The sequence below is a fragment of the Paenibacillus sp. FSL W8-0186 genome, assembly GCF_037969765.1.
GTDB classification, from domain to species: domain Bacteria; phylum Bacillota; class Bacilli; order Paenibacillales; family Paenibacillaceae; genus Fontibacillus; species Fontibacillus woosongensis.
This window is the reverse complement of record NZ_CP150207.1, coordinates 5500651-5513075: the sequence shown is the minus strand read 5'-3', so window position 1 is coordinate 5513075 and position 12425 is coordinate 5500651. Positions and strand designations below refer to the sequence as shown.

At 44.9% G+C, this 12425-nt stretch carries 12 protein-coding genes and 1 pseudogene; 7 read left to right on the top strand and 6 right to left on the bottom strand.

What is annotated here, in order from left to right; genetic code table 11:
• Positions 1-58: 58 nt before the first annotated feature.
• Positions 59-1264, top strand: coding sequence for a hypothetical protein (locus MKX50_RS24660; protein ID WP_339158035.1), 1206 nt, complete (start codon positions 59-61; stop codon positions 1262-1264).
• A 36-nt stretch (positions 1265-1300) separates the two neighbouring features.
• The gene (locus MKX50_RS24655) at positions 1301-2692 is read left to right on the top strand and encodes an MATE family efflux transporter (protein ID WP_213591613.1); all 1392 of its coding nucleotides are present in this window, start codon (positions 1301-1303) and stop codon (positions 2690-2692) included.
• Positions 2693-2779: 87 nt separating this feature from the next.
• Here MKX50_RS24655 and MKX50_RS24650 read toward each other — a convergent pair.
• Positions 2780-3837: pseudogene (locus tag MKX50_RS24650) on the bottom strand (trifunctional transcriptional activator/DNA repair protein Ada/methylated-DNA--[protein]-cysteine S-methyltransferase).
• Between the two features lie 237 nt (positions 3838-4074).
• Between MKX50_RS24650 and MKX50_RS24645 the strand changes: the two are divergent.
• Entirely contained in the window at positions 4075-4608 is a 534-nt protein-coding gene (locus MKX50_RS24645) for a hypothetical protein (RefSeq protein WP_213591612.1), read from the top strand.
• 319 nt (positions 4609-4927) lie between these two features.
• Here the strand turns inward: MKX50_RS24645 and MKX50_RS24640 are convergent, their stop codons facing one another.
• Positions 4928-5092 carry a zinc-binding dehydrogenase gene (locus tag MKX50_RS24640; protein ID WP_213591611.1) on the bottom strand — a complete coding sequence of 55 codons (165 nt, stop codon included), beginning with the start codon at positions 5090-5092 and terminating at the stop codon, positions 4928-4930.
• Positions 5093-5139: 47 nt separating this feature from the next.
• On the bottom strand, positions 5140-5568 hold the full coding sequence (locus tag MKX50_RS24635; protein WP_213591610.1) for a MarR family winged helix-turn-helix transcriptional regulator: 429 nt from the start codon (positions 5566-5568) through the stop codon (positions 5140-5142).
• Positions 5569-5707: 139 nt separating this feature from the next.
• Between MKX50_RS24635 and MKX50_RS24630 the strand changes: the two genes are divergently transcribed.
• A complete protein-coding gene (locus MKX50_RS24630; protein ID WP_244996480.1) occupies positions 5708-6250 on the top strand; it encodes a CarD family transcriptional regulator in 543 nt (180 codons plus the stop codon).
• A 281-nt stretch (positions 6251-6531) separates the two neighbouring features.
• Here the strand turns inward: MKX50_RS24630 and MKX50_RS24625 are convergent, their stop codons facing one another.
• The gene (locus tag MKX50_RS24625; RefSeq protein ID WP_213591608.1) at positions 6532-7413 is read right to left on the bottom strand and encodes an effector binding domain-containing protein; all 882 of its coding nucleotides are present in this window, start codon (positions 7411-7413) and stop codon (positions 6532-6534) included.
• A 265-nt stretch (positions 7414-7678) separates the two neighbouring features.
• Here MKX50_RS24625 and MKX50_RS24620 point away from each other — a divergent pair, with 265 nt between their 5' ends.
• Complete coding sequence (locus tag MKX50_RS24620) at positions 7679-8668, top strand: ABC transporter ATP-binding protein (RefSeq protein WP_339158034.1); 990 nt, start codon at positions 7679-7681, stop codon at positions 8666-8668.
• Entirely contained in the window at positions 8640-9413 is a 774-nt protein-coding gene (locus MKX50_RS24615; RefSeq protein ID WP_213591604.1) for an ABC transporter permease, read from the top strand. Before MKX50_RS24620 ends, MKX50_RS24615 begins: the two co-directional genes overlap by 29 nt.
• A 191-nt stretch (positions 9414-9604) precedes the next feature.
• On the opposite strand, the gene MKX50_RS24610 is transcribed toward MKX50_RS24615, so the two are convergent.
• Both MKX50_RS24610 and MKX50_RS24605 read right to left on the bottom strand, forming a co-directional pair.
• Complete coding sequence (locus tag MKX50_RS24610; RefSeq protein ID WP_213591602.1) at positions 9605-10942, bottom strand: HAMP domain-containing sensor histidine kinase; 1338 nt, start codon at positions 10940-10942, stop codon at positions 9605-9607.
• Positions 10942-11625 carry a response regulator transcription factor gene (locus MKX50_RS24605; protein WP_213591600.1) on the bottom strand — a complete coding sequence of 228 codons (684 nt, stop codon included), beginning with the start codon at positions 11623-11625 and terminating at the stop codon, positions 10942-10944. The genes MKX50_RS24610 and MKX50_RS24605 overlap by 1 nt, the downstream gene beginning before the upstream one ends.
• A 148-nt stretch (positions 11626-11773) precedes the next feature.
• Between MKX50_RS24605 and MKX50_RS24600 the strand changes: the two genes are divergently transcribed.
• Positions 11774-12181: a hypothetical protein gene (locus tag MKX50_RS24600; RefSeq protein WP_213591598.1), complete on the top strand. Its 408-nt coding sequence runs from the start codon at positions 11774-11776 to the stop codon at positions 12179-12181.
• Positions 12182-12425: the final 244 nt, after the last annotated feature.

Genomic DNA, 12425 nt, shown 5'->3' with positions numbered 1-12425 from the left:
ATTCGATATTACTAAAGATGAATTCATTGTTGATCAAATCGAAGTACAACCTATTTAGATGAGACGAAGCGTAATTTGTTTTCACCAGCCATGGCATGCGCAAGACCACTACCCACACCGCTGCACATGCTTTTTTACAGAACAACATCTGAATTTTGATTTGCTCTTGACGGGTCCTCAGGCACTAAGCTATGATGATTTCGCGAGAATGATCATTCTATATTTAAACAGTGGTAGCCGTGTACGAATTGCTGTCGTGGTTGGCCGCTGTTTTCTATTTGCATTTTGTGAAAAAAGAAGAGCCCATGTACAACATGAAACAACAAAATCAGAGGAGGCGGGCTTAACAATGAACAGTCCGTTAAATGAATATGAATTAGCATTTTTACGGCAATTTTCAAATTCAGATTGGATTGCGGCCAGAGAATTGCCACGACCGAATCAATCTATTTATGACGAGTCAATCTCTGTAAAGCCAAAAAATGGTGAAAACAATGGATTTACTTTTAAAATTGTGTTTATAACATCTACGTTTGATTTTTTAAACGAGGATGTACATGTGCTAGAAATTAAATATAGCTCAATTGGCGGCGCTAATATAACATCGACAATAGCAAATTTGATTGCGCAAACGGTGAAAAATGTAGCGATTCAGAACAATATACATGTTATACATATTCGATATGGACATACAATTTTTAATCAATCGGGGTTTAATTACAGAGATCGTTCATTTTATTGGATTGGGGATAAGAACAAAATTCAAAATGAATTACTTCGTCAGGCAATTCAAGAGGATGGCCTGATTAATTCAGAGCTGGCAGAGCAGCAAATGTATGTCGACTATTTTTCACGTATTGTCAGACAGTATATGACGATTACGGATACACAAGTGATTGGAAAAACGATGCTACAGTTTAACGGACATAACGGTAATTATTTCCATATGGATTATCGATCTGTGCCGATTAGCCCGAAAAACCGGGGTCTTTATTTAAGCTTTGAATATAAACAAGTCGATGGAGAACCCATTATGAGGCAAATTCTGAAAGAAATTACGCCGTTTGCGAAAACGAAAGGGTACAATCACTATAAAGATGATTTATTTGGGTTAACAAGGGATTGTACCGTGAAATTAAACGCAGTTGAGCAGGCGATGTTACGTGTTTATCAATCATTAGGCTTCAAGGTACAATTACATCATCAAAACCGATATGGCGAAGATGACCGTTCGTGGTATTCAGTTTCGAAGCAGCTATATTAATAAAAAAAGAATAGACCTAGTAGGAGCTTGTTAAAAGTGACATTAACCGATCGTATTCCATCATGGAAAAAACTTAGTCTTTTTGCTGTAACTTGGCCGATTCTCATCGATTCCGTGCTGCGGATGATGCTGGGCACAGTGGACGTGTTCATGTTAAGCCGCATCTCCGATAAGGTGACCGGGGCCGTAGGTTTAGCCAACGAAATTATTTACTTCTGCATACTGATGTTCGGCTTTGTTGGCATCGGCACTAGCGTCGCGGTTGCCCAGTATATCGGCGCCGGGCGGGAGAGAGAAGCGGGCCGCATTTCGGCCAACGCCATTACGTTAAATCTGATATTCGGGGTGCTCGTCAGCCTGGTCCTGTTTTTGTATGGGGAGCCTATTTTACATTTGATGAAGTTAAATCCCGAGCAAATCGGAATTGCAAGTCATTATTTAAAAATTATCGGCGGTTTTATCTGGATCGAGGCGCTCTCTTATGCGGTTTCGTCAGTGATCCGTTCGACCGGACACACCAAAAGCGTGATGTTTGTCACCCTGGGTGTCAATCTTGTACACGTTGCAGGAAACTATCTGCTTATTTTCGGGAACTTCGGCTTTCCGGAGCTAGGCGTGACGGGAGCGGCCATATCCACGGTCGTTAGCCGCTTGCTCGGCATTATCGTTCTGTTTATCATTCTATATCGCCGGAGTCCTGCACCGATTCGTGCTAAAGATTACGTGGTTTGGAATGGCACTTACGTAAAACAGATTTTGCACGTCGGCTTGCCAGCTGCTGGCGAACATCTTGCGTGGCAGTCGCAGTACCTCATGATCATCAGTTTCGTCAATATGATCGGCATCACTGCGCTAAATACCCATGTTTACGTCATGAACATCTCGAACTATTTTATGGCGCTTGCTTTGGCGATCGGAGCAGGTACGGAAATTATTGTCGGACAAATGGTCGGAGCGGGGGAAATGAAAGAGGCCTACAAGCGACTCATGAGAAGCGTGAGGATCAGCTTTGGGTTAACTTTAGGTATTGTAGGTATTGCATCGCTGTTCCGGCATGACCTGATCGGCATGTTCACGAAAGACCCGGAGATCATTGCCGCCGGGGCGGGTATTTTTCTGCTCTCCATTATTCTCGAACCCGGCCGGACGTTTAATATGGTCATCATCAATTCGCTGCGGGCTGCCGGGGATGCGCGTTTTCCTGTATTGATGGGCGTGCTCTCGATGTGGGGTGTCTCGGTGCCGCTTGCTTATGTACTTGGCGTTCATTTCGGGATCGGGCTGCTTGGGATATGGATCGCTTTCACGGTAGATGAATGGCTGCGCGGCATGATCATGCTGCTTCGCTGGAGAAGCCGGGCCTGGGAGAAGAAGGCGCTCGTGAAGCCTGTTTCTGCCCCGGACAGTGGCATGGGGGCGCAGGTTTGAACCGTATTTTATCAATATATTTTCGCAAGAAGCCGCTTCTCAAGAGAAGTGGCTTCTCGTATTGATGCGACTGTTCTAGTTGTGTGCTCATTTTGTTTCTCTCCAGCTTCTCTCATGATTTAGCAGCCATTCTTTGCGCGCAACTCCGCCACCGTACCCGCCGAGCCCGCCATCGGTATTAATTACACGGTGACAGGGTATGACAATGGCCAACTGATTAGCGCCGTTCGCTTGTGCTGCTGCACGATATGCCGCGGGTTTGCCAAGCGCCAGCGCGATTGCGGCGTAAGAACGGGTTTCCCCGGGTGGAATCTGCCGCAATTGTTCCCATACGCTTCGTTGAAAAGGTGATCCAATTAGATGGAGAGGGGTCCTGAACTCGGTTAACGTACCCTCGAAGTATTGAGTCAGTTCTAGTTCAATGGATTGAATGGGTTTGGTTTGGCCAGGAATTATAGCTGCCTTCCATTTATTTCTTAGTCGTTCAACCTCGCGTTCTAATCCTCGGCGATCCACAAATTCCAGCAGAAACAGCTCGATCTCGTCCGATATGGCAATCATAGGGCCAAGCCGGGTGTCAATCCACGCTGCCTTAAGAATACGGCTTCATCCAGGAGCGTAGGAGGTGCCCCCATGATGCGAGAGAATGCATCTCTAAATCCGCTGCTGGAATCGTAACCTGTAGCTAATTGCGTATCGATAATCTTCTCCCCCGATCGGATGCTCTTTAAAGCCAGTCCCATGCGACGTGCCCGAGCGTATTCAACGAATGTCATGCCAAAGCGCTTTTTGAACTGACGGCGGGCAGTGGATTCATCAATGGATAAAGTCTTAAAATCGTACCCCTTCCAACGTTTCTCCGGATTTTGCTCAACGGCTTCAACGAGTAAACGGACGACATCCGAGACTTGATTCGGATGCGACAAGGGTCGGCAGCGCTGACAGGGACGGAAGGAAGCTAGAAGCGCCTGCTGCGCAGTCTCGTAGAACTCGCAGTTTTCGTACTTTGGTTTCCGAGCAGGACAAGTTGGCCGGCAAAACACACCTGTGGATTTGACACCAACGTAGAAGACGCCTTCATAGTCAGATCTTTTCTCCACAAGGGCTTTATAATATTCGATTTTACGTTCCTCGTTATGGATCATAATGGATACACCTACGTTTTTAAGAATGAGTTTATTATACCCTGCGCTTACGACAGCGGTAACCGAAAATCAGGCATTCATTTTAAAGCTTGACATGTATCTTGAGTCCGACCAGCCAGCCTCAGGGATCGTCGCAGGTGCGGCGAAGAGGGCTTGTGCTCATCCTGCATTCGCACAAGCGGGCAGCCCGCGCCTGGCGTACAATGAACCATAACCAGTGAGCGAGGTGAAACTTCCATGGCACAATCCAAAGAGGTGCTCGGACGCGCCAAACGTTTACAGGGTCGGCCGGTATGCATCACTCTGCATAGTGGTAAGACCTACGTTGGCTACATTACTGACGTCAATAGCAGCGGCTTGACGCTGGCAAGCGCCGGAGCTCAGCCGAGCACCTCATCCAGGAAGCAAGGCTCCCGGCCTAAGCAGCGCAGAGCTGGATCCCACGCCTCGGGTAGTCGCTCCGGCAGCCGGCGAGGCGGTGCACGTAAGCCTTCCGTGCGTTCCCGCTCACGCAAGCCGGAAGCCCGGATATCGGCTTTTCTGCCGATTTTAGGATCGCTGTTCGGGGGATTAGGCGGCACCGGCGCTACTGCGGGAGCGCTCGGCGGTGCGCTGGGCAGCGGCATGAAGCTGTTCGGCATGATCCAGCGATTTGTCCCGGTCGTGAAGTTAGGATACGGCATGATTAAATCCATACGCCCATTTCTGGGCGCCGTTCAAGGCTTGATGAAGCCATCCGAAGCTGCCGCGGCAGAAGGCGAATCACCGTAATCGTAAGAGGAGCAGCCCTTTTGGACGGCCCAAGGGGGCTATTTGTAATCGGCGGGAGTGCGAGCCTGATCAAGCGGTAGATGTTGATGAATCCTTTTAGAAATCTGGATGTCCAAATCCTAAATGATCATGGCCGCAGATTGTCCTTTCTAGGCTTCTATAGTGACTATAGCTGCCTAGATTATGGTGGGAAATTTAGTGTTGAAGAACAGTTCAATAATGAGAGCCAGGAGAGCCATGGGGACAGGATCCTTGGCTTTCTTGATTCTTCAGGGGCTTAGGCAGGGACAGGGGGCCTGCCCCTAGTCCTTCAAAGTAGTCACATCGAAATAACAACTTTCCCCTTCGCATGGCCTTCTTCCAAATATCGAAAAGCTTGTTGAATATCATGAAGCGGATAGCTCGCATCAATTATAGGTTTGACTTTGCCTTCTTCAATCCACTTCTTTAGTTCCTCTAAATCGGCTTGATTAGCCCTCTGCAATCAATCCATGTTCCCCAATAGGAAAATATAAATTGTAAAACTTTCGCTTATAGCCTCCAATCGGATTGTAAAATCTCTTTAAGCTGGATTGCTTGTTCAACCCCGATGGATTCGATGATTTTTGCCTCAAGTGTTGCTTTGATGATCTCATTTTTTTCATAGCATTCTTCACCAAATTTTGTTAATCGTATGCATTTATCTTTATTGTTATGTTGTACCTTGCCAATTTCAACTAATCCCTTGGATTCCAGATTTTTAATGAATTTATGAGTAGCCTGCCGAGAAATGCCTGCTTGTTTGGTAACATAGGATATCGTTGGCTGCTTCTTGTATATTCTCGCCATAATAAACCATTCCGAATTAGATATATAGAGGTCATGACTATCATTCCACAATTGGCTATTCAAGTTGCGAAGCAGGACATGACGCTCGCTAATCAAGTCTATCAAGTCTAAGTTCTGTGATTCTGAACTCATTCTATTCATTCCTTTCAATATATTCTCATCCAATATACAAAAGCGTCTATTCATCGTCAATTAGGTTGACAATGTGGTATAATAGAATTATATTGTCATCTTAGTTGACGATCGCGAGGAGGCGACTGCATTGTTTGAAGTGGGTGAATTGATTATATATTCAGGACATGGCATATGCCGAATCGATAGTATAAGTGAAAAAGAAATTTCCGGCGTCTCAAGGTATTATTATGATTTACATCCGCTGCATGCTGCTAGTTTAAAAATCAGTATTCCAGTAGATAATAAGTCCATACTGATGTTGGATCTTATTAAACGGGATGAAGCAGAGAAAATTATTCAATCCTTTAAATTGCCAGGTATTCCTTGGATAGAAAAAAATACGGAACGGAATCATACCTATTCAAAAATCGTTAATACAGGTCATAGGGAAGAAATTGCAAAAATGATCAATACTCTAATGCGACAAAAGCTTAAGGTTGAACTAAACAATAAAAAGTTTAGCCAACAAGATCAGAATTTGTTAATCTCTACGCAGCAGATTTTGTTTCATGAGATTGCAATCTCATTGGAAACTAGCTACGAGGCCATATTGGACGAGGTTAATCATATCATTCAAGCTGACTTCAACTGCGAGAATAAACCTGAACCTAGTTATCCGGGTTCATTAGATAGTAAATGACTTGGCAGATCGAGTTTTAAACAAAAATACCGTACCATCTCTCAAGCACGAACGACCTTAACCCAGATCGTTCGTGCTTATTTTTTGTTCTTAAAACTAGCTCCAATGGAAGGAATGATCTCAGCTTTGCTTATTAGCTTATTGAATAAGGAGCCGCTCCTTTATATAATCCAGAGTCAATATGCGTCCTACTGTCTTTTCCTCCGCTAAAGGAAGCTATAAATATGTCCATAAATGAAGAGAGCAACACGTAGTGACAGGCACTTGTGTTGCTCTCTGTTCTAAACACTAAGCTTGTTAACGACAGGGATCCAAATTTCCATTTCATACATGTTGTTGCCTCGATCGTAAGTCATTTCAAATTCGGGTCCGTTTGCGAACTCGTAATTAGAGCTCGGGAACCATTCCCCCCAAATTCTTCTCCACAAATCATGAATCCCGCTCTGTCCGTCAGGGTAGGGCCCAGTTGAGAAAATCGCATAAGTTTGTAGGGGGATTTGAAGTTGTTCAAACCCTTCGGGCAGGCCGCTTTGGGGTAAGAAGTAACCGATCATGTAGGAGAATTTCTCATCCTGGCTATTATATAATACCCCGTGGAGCTGGCCGTTTTCCCCCAAGCCTGCGGCGGCACGGATGCCATCTATAGTTCCGTCGGATACACACTGGGTCCAAAATTTAGGGATTTCAATAAACGGTTGCTCTAAGAAATCTTCATCGGCGTTGATTACAGTCGAAATGCCGAACATGTCAAAAGCTTGTTTTTCCTCGATTTTGTAGTTCATCTCCACATCTCCTCGAATCGAAATATGAAAGGATAACCGGGGATAGGCCTTGAGTTCAATGCCATTGTCACGCGCAGAACTAGGCATCACTCCGTGCAATTTTTTGAACGCTCTGGAAAATGCCTCGGGCGATTCGTAACCATATTTCAAAGCGGTGTCGATTACTTTTGTATTGCTTTGTTGCAGCTCGAATGCGGCAAGGGTCAGCCGCCTGCGTCGAATATACTCCGAAAGTGGCAAGCCAGTTATAAACGAGAACATCCGCTGAAAATGATAAGTGGAGCAACAGGCGATTCTAGCTACTTGTTCGTATTCAATTTCTTCAGATAAGTGTGTTTCGACATATTCCATTGCGCTATTCATGCGGTTCAGCCAATCCATCCAGATCCTCCTTTCAAAGCTTACTATACGGGATGTTAGAGGATAGCACCTTGCAATCCGTGCACAGAAATATCATGTTCAATAGTGATGATACAAAATCCTCTTTTGCAGGTCTGAATTAATCTCTCTTTTACAACATAAATCTCCTTCCTCAGACGGAGGCCAATTCCATCCAGAGCCAGTTCAAGAAACTAACATACAAAAATACAATGAAGGTAACAATGGCATCACCTTTTTAAATTCGTTCGGAGAGGATGGTTGTGAGGTGGACAAAATTATTGAAGTACGGGGCATCCGTAAAGTGTATGGACGAAGAAAAACGAAAGAGAAAATCCATGCGGTCCGCGATGTTTCTTTCACTGTGAACCGTGGTGAGGTTGTCGGCTTATTAGGACCCAATGGGGCTGGGAAGACATCGACGATCAAGATGCTCTGTGGTCTGTTGGAAGCGGATGCGGGTTCTATCTTCATTAATGGTCTGGATATCAGCAAGAAGAGGCTTAAAGCTTTAGAGCATATTAGTGCCGTATTAGAGGGGAACCGAAATTTATATTGGCGCCTTACGGTCCGGGAAAACTTAGAATATTTTGCGGGCAACCGCGGTTACTCTAGGAAGCAGGTTGCGGATCAAGCGGATAAATTATTAGAGCGATTCAACCTGAAGGAAAAGGAGAATGAGCTGGTCAATGGATTGTCTCGAGGGATGCAACAAAAGCTGGCTATCGCAGTAGCCCTATTAGCGAATACGGATGTCATCTTGCTGGATGAGCCAACTCTCGGGCTGGATGTTGAAGTTAGTTATGAATTGCGTGAAATTCTAAAGACGATCGTTAAGGAAGAACAACGTACGATTATCATAAGCTCCCATGATATGCCCGTCGTTCAGGAGTTGTGCGATAGAGCCATTATTATTAATAAAGGTGAAGTGGTCATCGACGACAGGGTGGAGAATTTGCTTAGGCTGTTTGAAACCAGGGCGTATTCGATTAAGCTGGGTCAGCAGTTAAGCTTGGAACAGGAGAATAGGCTGAGTGGCCGATTCCCTTTAAGTATATATAAAGCAAGCCCCCATGAGAGCATCGTGGAAGTTAATTTAGAACACAGTCAGGATATTTACGAGTTGTTTGATCTTCTAAAAGAGGAAGGAACCATTGTGGAGAGTATTGACCGTATAACCATCGACTTCGAGCAAGTGTTTATTCAGATAGTTAAGGGAGGGAAGAACCATGAAATGGCTACACTTATTGAGTGCTAATTTTCGTAAGGAATACATCGAACTGAAACGTTATCTGCCGAACACCATTGCTTTAGTATTCACTTTTTATATTATTTTTTTGGCTGCATTTTTTGGAATTATGTTCATCGGTGATCCAGCAAGCTTTGATGCGAATGTGCAATATTCGATTGTAAGTGTAGCCTTCTGGAGCTTAACGATGATGACGATGAATTTCATTGGTTATTCGGTGATTACGGAGGCCACACGCGGAACGTTAGAACAAATATATATGTCTCCTATGGGGGTATGGAAAATCATGCTCACACGCATCATTGGGCAATTTGGCTTGCAGTCGGTGATTATGGTCATCTTGCTGTTTGCTGCGATGCTTACCTCCGGGCAGTGGTTAAATCTTAATCCTATGACGACAATTCCAATCATTGTCATTACAATGATAAGTATGGTGGGTATCAGCTTCATGATTGCTGGCCTGGCTGTTATCGTGAAACAAATTGAGGCATTTCTGCAAATTTTCCAATTTGTATTGATGGGGCTTGTCTTTGTTCCGTTAACAGTAGCTCCGTTTCTAGCGTTTGCCCCCTTCGTCAAAGGAGTGAATATGGTAAGAACGGTGATGATGGAGGATCTGACGTTGACACAGCTGCCTTTGGCAGACTATGCGGTCCTAATCTTAAACTCGCTGGTATATCTAATTGCGGGACTCGTTGTATTTCATCGCTGCGAAAAAACAGCCATGAAGAAAGGGCTGCTAGGACAATATTAACACGCAGGGAGATTGGAGAGATTTAAATGGCGAATACGGATAAGTTTGAAATGATAGCTGGCATGTATGATACTCCTGAAAATGGAAAGGACCCCTCCAAAGGGGTCTTGGTTTTAGTCGCGAATATGATGTAATCGGGTTGCAGCAGCAAAGCTCAAATGGTTCGGAAATGACTTTGCAAAGGAGGCAATTTACGCATTTGCGTAAGGCAGTTGAATCGTAAAACGTGTCCCTTGATTCTCCTGACTCTCCACCTTAATTGTTCCCTGATGGGATATTACATATTGCTTGGCAATTGCAAGCCCCAGGCCGCTACCTCCGCGCGCTCTCGAACGAGCGTCATCGGTACGGTAGAAGCGATCGAATAGATGCGGCAAATGTTCGGCAGCTATACCGATCCCGGTATCCTCCACGATAATATTCAGCCATTGATCGTCTGTATTTAGCAAGCGTATCCATATAGTTCCCTGATTTGGTGTATAGCGAATGGCATTGGTAAGCAAATTCAACAACACCTGTCGGATTCGATTAGGATCTACAAGCAGGTTTGTTTGTTGTGTTAAGACCTCCAGATGAATCGCAATATTCTTTTTATCTGCAAGAGGCTCTATGACAGCGCACAGCTGCTGTGCCAAATCTGCCATATCCGTCTCCACTTTGTTTATATGGAGCTGCCCTGCTTCCGCCAAGGATAATGTTCTTAATTCCTCGACTAATCGATTCAGACGAATGAGCTCATCTTGCAGCGGCAGCAGCATCTCCGGGGGGACAGGCTGACCTCGCTGCTGCAGTTCATCCATCTTCCCTCCAATAATGGTGAGAGGTGTTCTAAGCTCATGAGCGATATCCGCACTCATATTCCTGCGTAGTTTCTCCGCTTTTTGCAGTTCTGCCGACATCAGATTGAATGCGCTGGCTATTTGCCCATATTCATCCTGAACTTTCACATCGGCTTGTATGCCAAGCTCTCCTTGACCTAGCCGCTCAATGGATGGTAGAAGCTTCTTCAGCGGGGATGCAAGCCACTTCGATAATTGATAAGCAATAATAAGTGCAACCAATAGAAGCAACAAACCGCTAACGCTTATGACAATAACAACGGATATCGGAATGCCGATCAAGATTTTATTAAAACTTGCGATCTCCGGGTCGTAGTAATAAAAATAGCCGGCGGATTTTCCTTGAACAAGAATGGTATGCTTGACCCCAAGACGGGTTACTAATTTCATTGGCGAATCGCCCTGCTGCAGGATCACCTGATGATGATTGTCCATCACGAGGACGGAGGAGCTCTTCTGATGAACGGACAGCCGCAGATCAGACTGTTCGATTTCCTCCCATGATTGATTGTGGCGTAAATAATAATCCTCTAGTTCCGAGGCAATGAGAGACACCTCACTGCCTCTTGCTTCCTGGATGACGGCTTCAATGGAGCGGGACACAATCAAGTGTGTCAGCAGTACAAAAATGATGCTGATCCCTACAATAGCCGAAGCCATAGTCAGAAATATTTTTAGATGAAATCTCACTATACGCCTCCGAATCGATAACCGAATCCATACACGGTTTGGATGTATTTTGGGTTTGTTATATCATCCTCAATCTTTTTCCGCAACCGGCTAATATGGGCGTCCACTGTTCGTTCCACATTGATGAAATCATCGTCCAACGCCGCATTCAATAATTGAAGCCGACTGTATACAATACCGGGTTTGGCGGCTAGCGTCAGCAAGAGCTTGAATTCAGTGGGTGTCATTTCTACCTCGACCCCTTGCTTCCACACTCGATACTGTGAGGCGGATATGATCAAATCTCCTCTGACCAAATGGTCTTCCGCTGACGGACTGTCGTTTAATCTGCGAATAACTGCGCGAATGCGTGCTAATAACTCCCTTAAAGAAAACGGTTTGATAATGTAATCATCCGCCCCCGATTCGAGACCTATGATCTTGTCAATCTCATCCGACTTGGCCGTAACCATAATAATGCCAACCTTGCTGTTCTTCCGCAATTCACGGCACACGTCAAGACCGTTCATCCTGGGCATCATCCAATCGAGTACGATTACTGCCGGCTTCGTCTGCTTTGCTATGGCAAGCGCCTCTATTCCTGTATGTGCGGTTGTGATATGGTAGCCCTCTCCTTGTAAAAAGGAGCTCATGAATTCAAGTACCTTTTCCTCATCATCCACCAATAAAATATGCTCAGCCATAATCTCAACTCCCCCATATTAGTATACCCTGAGTGTTCAGCAACTCCTTAAAAATTATAGTAATCGAATAAGTTCGCAATAAGATTGCAACATTTCTTCGTTATAGTGGGTTCAACCGATCCTAATTCATTTAAACGGAGTGATAGAAATGAGTACCAAAGATATTATGAAGGAAAACAAGCTTTTGATCATAGGGTTAGGCGCGTTGGCGCTTGTCAGGCCTGTAATGAAAATGACTGGGGTCATGGACTTGATTGGTCAGCAATTCGGCAGCATTCTGATGACTGTCCTGATCTCCTTGGTTTGGCTTGTTATCGTATTGGTGAAGCGGGTTACTCACCCTGTCGCCATTCTGGTTGGCGCGGGCCTGAGCTATGCGCTGTTCGCCATTCTTCTGAGCGGGATTGCCTCCCCCATTCTCACTGGGAAACTGCAAGGCCCGTTGACGAACCCCTTTGCCATTGTTAGTGTCTTTGTGACAAATGCGGTATGGGGCTTCATCGTAGGCATTATCGCTAAAGCTTTTAGCCGGGGGACACAAGATCAGCACATGTAGACCGGTCTTGATAGGCTGCTTAACAGATATGTGTGACTAACGAATTCCATTTGGTAAGCGCTCAGCCACAATAAGAAGGATAAGATAATAACAAGAAAACCAAGCCCTGATGCTCAGGAGCTTGGTTTTTTACGCAATATCGGGTGTATTCGTAACCCTATTTTTGGAGCCACGATAAAAATATAATACTACAAAGATAAATATAAGTCTATATTTTTCTTCCAATTTCTCTATACTTTGGAGT

Bases quoted from the DNA above. Each gene is read 5' to 3' on its own strand.
- MKX50_RS24660 (WP_339158035.1), top strand. From the start codon at position 59: ATGAGACGAAGCGTAATTTGTTTTCACCAGCCATGGCATGCGCAAGAC.
- MKX50_RS24645 (WP_213591612.1), top strand. From the start codon at position 4,075: ATGGCACAATCCAAAGAGGTGCTCGGACGCGCCAAACGTTTACAGGGT.
- MKX50_RS24635 (WP_213591610.1), bottom strand. From the start codon at position 5,568: ATGAGTTCAGAATCACAGAACTTAGACTTGATAGACTTGATTAGCGAG.
- MKX50_RS24625 (WP_213591608.1), bottom strand. From the start codon at position 7,413: ATGGATTGGCTGAACCGCATGAATAGCGCAATGGAATATGTCGAAACA.
- MKX50_RS24615 (WP_213591604.1), top strand. From the start codon at position 8,640: ATGAAATGGCTACACTTATTGAGTGCTAATTTTCGTAAGGAATACATC.
- MKX50_RS24605 (WP_213591600.1), bottom strand. From the start codon at position 11,625: ATGGCTGAGCATATTTTATTGGTGGATGATGAGGAAAAGGTACTTGAA.
- MKX50_RS24600 (WP_213591598.1), top strand. From the start codon at position 11,774: ATGAGTACCAAAGATATTATGAAGGAAAACAAGCTTTTGATCATAGGG.